Origin of the sequence: Pseudomonas sp. (assembly GCF_049645325.1) — a bacterium.
Taxonomy (GTDB): Bacteria; Pseudomonadota; Gammaproteobacteria; order Pseudomonadales; family Pseudomonadaceae; genus Aquipseudomonas.
Genome location: NZ_JBARTQ010000602.1, coordinates 1 through 5221 on the forward strand (window position 1 = coordinate 1; position 5221 = coordinate 5221).

Sequence of the window (5221 nt, forward strand, 5' to 3'; positions counted from 1 at the left end):
TATCGCAGGCAAGCCAGCTCCCACACTAGCCCGGCTCTTGCATGGGTGCCGTGCAGGTTCATGGAATAGCCACTTGCCATTTCAGTTGATGATAAGCATTATCATTAACTGCATCTCGGTCTGGTATCACTGTGAGCCAATCTCGCTTCAACCAATTCTTTCTCTCCCAACGGGTGATTCTGCTACGCACCTTGCAGCGGATGGTGAATAACCACAGCACCGCCGAAGACCTGCTGCAGGAAACCTACCTGCGCGTCACCCGGGCCCTCAGCGAGCGGCCGATTGATCACCTCGAACCGTTTGTCTACCAAACCGCGCGCAACCTCGCGCTGGACCACCTGCGCTCGCGCCGAATTCAAGCCCGCACGTTGCAGGAAGATGTCCCGCTGGACGTCCTGCAAAGCGTCGCCGCCCCCATCAGCACCCCGGAAGATGCGACCCAGGCTGAGCAATTGCTTGAGCACCTGAGCGTCAGCCTCGGCCAGTTGAGCGCCCGCCAGCAGCAGATTTTCATCCTCAGCCGCCTGCACGGTTGCAGCTACCAAGAGATTGCCGATCAGTTGCAGGTGTCCTTGAGCACCGTGCAAAAGGAACTGAAATTGATCATGGCCATCTGTGTAGGTGTGGCCGAACGGCTGGATCAGCCTTAAGCTTCACCCGACAGATGTGTTGATCCAGGCTGTAGGAAAGATGAATAAAACGTGGCGAAGACCCGAGGAACACCGTGACGGACCCGAATAAACTGCGCCCCCATGAGCTGGCTCATGAGGTGCTGCAAGACACGGCGATGGACCAGGCTCTGGATTGGCTGATCGCCTTGCAGTGTCCGCAGCCCGGGCAGCAGGCCGCGTTCGACGCCTGGCTGGCCAGCGACCCAGCGCACGTTCAGGCCTTCAGCAAGGCCCAGGCCGCCTGGGGTGGCGCGCCGGTACACAGCGCCGCCGTGGCCTTGGCAGCGCCGCGCAAGCCCAGCGCTTGGCGCCGAATCAAACCGCACTGGAAACCCTTGGCCACCGCTGCGGTGTTGCTGATCGGCCTGTTCAGTTTCAGCAACCTGCCCGTGCGCCTGCAAGCTGACCACCTCACGGTGGTAGGCGAACGCCAGCGCCTGCAGTTGGACGATGGTTCAAAGGTGCTGTTGAACACTAATTCGGCCTTCTCCAGCAGTATCAAGGACCACCAGCGCGTGGCTCGCCTGTACCAGGGCGAGGCGTTTTTTGAGGTCGCGCCCAGCCGTGGCCTGCCCCTGGAAATCGACGCCGGCCCCGTGCGCGCCAGCGTGCGCGACACCGACTTCGCCGTGCGCTACCTCAATGGCGAAGCCCAGGTGCAGGTGCAGCGCGGCGATGTCGACCTGAGCAATACCTTCGACGATGCCCGCGTGCGCCTGAGCGCCGGGGAAAGTATCCGCATCGGCCCCAAAGGCTTCGGCCAGCCCGCCAAGCTGGATGCGAGCAAGGACCTGGCCTGGGTCCAGGGCCGGCTGGTGTTCGAAAACTGCCCGATGAGCGAGGTGCTCGCCGAGCTGCGCCGCTACTACCCCGGCTGGATCGTCAACACCAACGACAGGCTTGCCAGCGTCGCCGTCACCGGCAATTACCGCCTCGACCAGCCCCTCGACGTCGTGCGCTCCCTGGCGCACATCACCTCGGCCAAGCTCTCGGAATACCCTGCGCTGGTCATCTTGAACTAAATGAGAATTATTTTTACTCGATCCTGACCGGCGATACGTCTCGTTATAGCCAATGCAACTGATTCCTATTTGAATCGGTTCGCGACTATAAGATTCGTACCTCCGGAGCGCTTTCGATGTCCTCTCGTTTCAACCGCCGGTCTTCTTCGCCCGTTCTGTCTTTGCTGACAGCGGCCATCCTGCTGGCCAGCGCGCCCGCCATGGCCGCCACCGCCGCCGAGCCGGTTGCGCGCAGCCACGGCAATTACAGTTTCAGCATCGAACAGCAGCCATTGGTGTCGGCACTGAACGCCTTTACCACGGTCACGGGCTGGCAAGTCGGCCTGCCGGCGGAACTCGGCCAGGGCGTATCGTCCCCTGGCGTGCGCGGTGCGCTGTCGCCGGAAAAAGCCCTCGACCGGCTGTTGGTGGGGACCAACCTGAGCTACCGCAAACTGGGCAATAACAACATCGTCCTGGAAAAACGCCCGGCGGGCAGCACGCTCAACCTGCAACAGGTGACCATCAGCGCCACCCGCACCGAACAGGATGTAAACAGCGTACCGAGCACCGTCACCGTGCATGAGCGCGAGGAACTCGACCGCGAGAATGTGAACACCCTTCGTGAATTGGTGCGCTACGAGCCCAACGTCTCGGTGGGCGGTGCCGGCACCCGTGCCAGCAATGCGGGCTATAACATTCGCGGCATCGACGGCGACCGCATCCTCACCCAGGTCGACGGCGTCGAAGTGCCAGACAACTTCTTCAACGGCCCTTACGCCAAGACCCGCCGCAACTACGTCGACCCGGAAATCGTCAAGCGCGTGGAAATCCTCCGCGGCCCGGCTTCCGCCCTGTACGGCAGCAGCGCCATTGGCGGCGCCGTGAGTTACTTCACCCTCGACCCGGACGACATCATCAAGCCCGGCCAGGACTACGGCGCCCGCCTGAAGACCGGCTACAGCTCTGCCGACGACAGCTGGCTGACCTCCGGCACCGTCGCCGGCCGCGTGCAAGATGTCGATGGCTTGCTGCACCTGAGCCAGCGCAACGGCCATGAAATGGAGTCCTACGACGGCAACAACGCCACCGGCCTGGCCCGCACCGGCGCCAACCCGGAAGATGCACGCACCACCAACGTGCTGGCCAAATTGGGCTGGAACTACGGGGACGACAACCGCCTGGGCCTGACGTATGAAAAGTTCAAGGACGACCGCGACGTCAACCTGAAAAACGCCGTGGGCGGCCCCTTCACCGGCGGCCGCGGCTTCAACTTCTATCGCGGGCGGTCGGGCAACGACACCATCACCCGTGAGCGTTTCGGCATCGAAAACCGCTTCGCCCTCGACTCGCCGATTGCCGATCAGATCAAGACCAGCCTCAACTACCAGATCGCCAAGACTGATCAGACCACCGCTGAAATCTACCAGCCGTCGCGCCGTGTATTGCGCACCCGCGAAACCCTTTATGAAGAAAAGCAGTGGGTCTTCGACGCGCAACTGGACAAGGCCTTCAGCCTCGGCGAAACCGATCACCAAGTGACCTACGGCACCACCCTGAAACAGCAGAAAGTCACCGGCTCGCGCGAAGGCGCCGCCACGTGTCTCGCAGTCGGCGGTGGATGCACGGCCATCGGCGCCCCAAGCCCTCAAGCCAGTGACAGCGTGAAAAAGGCCAGCGACTTCCCGGACCCGACCATCAACACCTATTCGCTGTTCGCCCAGGATCAGATCACTTGGGACAAATGGACCTTCCTGCCCGCCGTGCGGTACGACTACACCCAGCTCAAGCCCAAGCTGACCAACGAGTTCCTCAACACGGTTGACCCGACGCGGATCTACGACCACAGCAACGCGGAAAAAACCTGGCACCGTGTCACGCCTAAATTTGGCCTGACCTACGCGCTGACCGACCACTACACCTGGTTCGGTCAATACGCCGAAGGCTTCCGCACGCCATCAGCCAAAGCCTTGTACGGCCGTTTTGAAAACCTGCAGCAAGGCTACACCGTCGAGCCAAACCCCAACCTGAAGCCCGAAAGCAGTAAAGGCGTGGAAACCGGGATTCGTGGCAACTTTGACGAAGGCTCGTTCGACATCGCCGTGTTCTACAACAAGTACCGCGACTTCATCGACGAAGACGCCTCGGTCGCCGGCGGCACCGTGCAGCAATTCGAAGCCAACAACATCAAGCACGCCACCATCAAGGGCATCGAAGCCAAAGGTCGCCTGAACCTCGACGCATTCGGCGCGCCGCAAGGCCTGTACACCCAGGGCTCGGTTGGCTACACCTACGGCCGCAACGACGACAACGGCGAGCCGCTCAACAGCGTCAACCCTCTTAAAGGCGTGTTCGGCCTGGGCTACGACCAGGACAACTACGGCGGCCTGCTGAGCTGGACGTTGGTGAAGAAGCAGGACCGTGTGGACAGCACCACGTTCCACGCCCCAGACGGCGGCACCGAAGGCCCGTTCAAGACGCCAGGCTTCGGCATTCTCGACCTGAGCGCCTTCTACAAGGTCACCAACGACGTGACCATCAACGGCGGCATCTACAACCTCACCGACAAGAAGTACTGGAACTGGGATGACGTGCGCAGCTACGACGGCGTCGGTGAAGCCGGCGTTACCGCACCGGCCAACCTCGACCGCCTGACCCAGCCAGGCCGCAACTTCGCCATCAACCTGATCTGGGACATCTGATAGCCGCCACACTCATCTCGCCGGAGTTTCCTCGGCGAGGTGAGGATTTTTTACTGTGCCACGTCTTCTTGTTCGTCTAGTTGATAACAGCTCTCTTCAGGGCTCCCAGGCGCTACTCTTCTCAAGGACTTTTTTCGATGACCGCTTCTCCCACCGCAGAACGCCCAAGCCTGCGCTCCCAGCGCCTGAACCAGATCACCCACGAGCCGCACACTAAACTGGATGCACTGGTAAAGGCCCACGCCCCGTTTGAAACCCAGGCCAACTTCGCCCGTTTCGTGGTGGCGCAGTACCTGTTCCAGTCGGAACTGGTGGCCCTGTACAACGACGCCGAGTTAATCAAAATCGTGCCGGACCTGGCCGAACGCTGCCGCGCCGACGCCGCCAAACTGGACCTGGCCGACCTCGATACCGAAGTGCCAGCACCGGTCGCCGGCGCCGTGAAAAACCCGAGCAAGGCCGAAGCACTGGGCTGGCTGTTCGTGTCCGAAGGCTCCAAACTGGGCGCCGCCTTCCTGATCAAACGCGCCGTAGGCCTGGGCTTGAGCGAAACCTTTGGTGCCCGTCACTTGGGCGAGCCGGCCGGTGGTCGCGCCGAAGGCTGGAAAAGCTTCACCCGCACCCTCGACAGCCTGGCATTCAGCGCTGAAGAAGAAGCCGCAGTAGAAAAAGGCGCGGTCGACGCGTTTGTGCGCTTCACCGTGCTGCTGGAACAGGCGTACGCTAGCGCCCCTGAACTGGCCTGATATTTGTTTAGAAACTGGCCCCCTGTGGGAGCTGGCTTTCCTGCGATGCTGTCACCACGGTCTATTTGTGATACCGAGCCGATGCTATCGCAGGCAAGCCA

At 61.5% G+C, this 5221-nt stretch carries 4 protein-coding genes; all 4 read left to right on the forward strand.

Features of this window, described 5'->3' with window-relative positions; all coding sequences use genetic code 11:
* Nucleotides 1-131: 131 nt before the first annotated feature.
* The 4 genes from WBB95_RS25285 (at nt 132) to WBB95_RS25300 (ending at nt 5120) form a co-directional block, all read left to right on the forward strand.
* Complete coding sequence (locus WBB95_RS25285; protein ID WP_424490057.1) at nt 132-650, forward strand: RNA polymerase sigma factor; 519 nt, start codon at nt 132-134, stop codon at nt 648-650.
* A 74-nt stretch (nt 651-724) separates the two neighbouring features.
* Entirely contained in the window at nt 725-1693 is a 969-nt protein-coding gene (locus tag WBB95_RS25290) for a FecR family protein (protein WP_424490058.1), read from the forward strand.
* A gap of 116 nt (nt 1694-1809) precedes the next feature.
* A complete protein-coding gene (locus tag WBB95_RS25295; RefSeq protein WP_424490059.1) occupies nt 1810-4374 on the forward strand; it encodes a TonB-dependent receptor in 2565 nt (854 codons plus the stop codon).
* A gap of 137 nt (nt 4375-4511) precedes the next feature.
* Nucleotides 4512-5120, forward strand: coding sequence for a biliverdin-producing heme oxygenase (locus WBB95_RS25300; protein ID WP_424490060.1), 609 nt, complete (start codon nt 4512-4514; stop codon nt 5118-5120).
* The last annotated feature ends 101 nt before the right edge of the window (nt 5121-5221 follow it).

Excerpts from the sequence above, each read along its gene's own strand:
- WBB95_RS25295 (WP_424490059.1), top strand. The coding sequence starts at position 1,810 with ATGTCCTCTCGTTTCAACCGCCGGTCTTCTTCGCCCGTTCTGTCTTTG.
- WBB95_RS25300 (WP_424490060.1), top strand. The coding sequence starts at position 4,512 with ATGACCGCTTCTCCCACCGCAGAACGCCCAAGCCTGCGCTCCCAGCGC.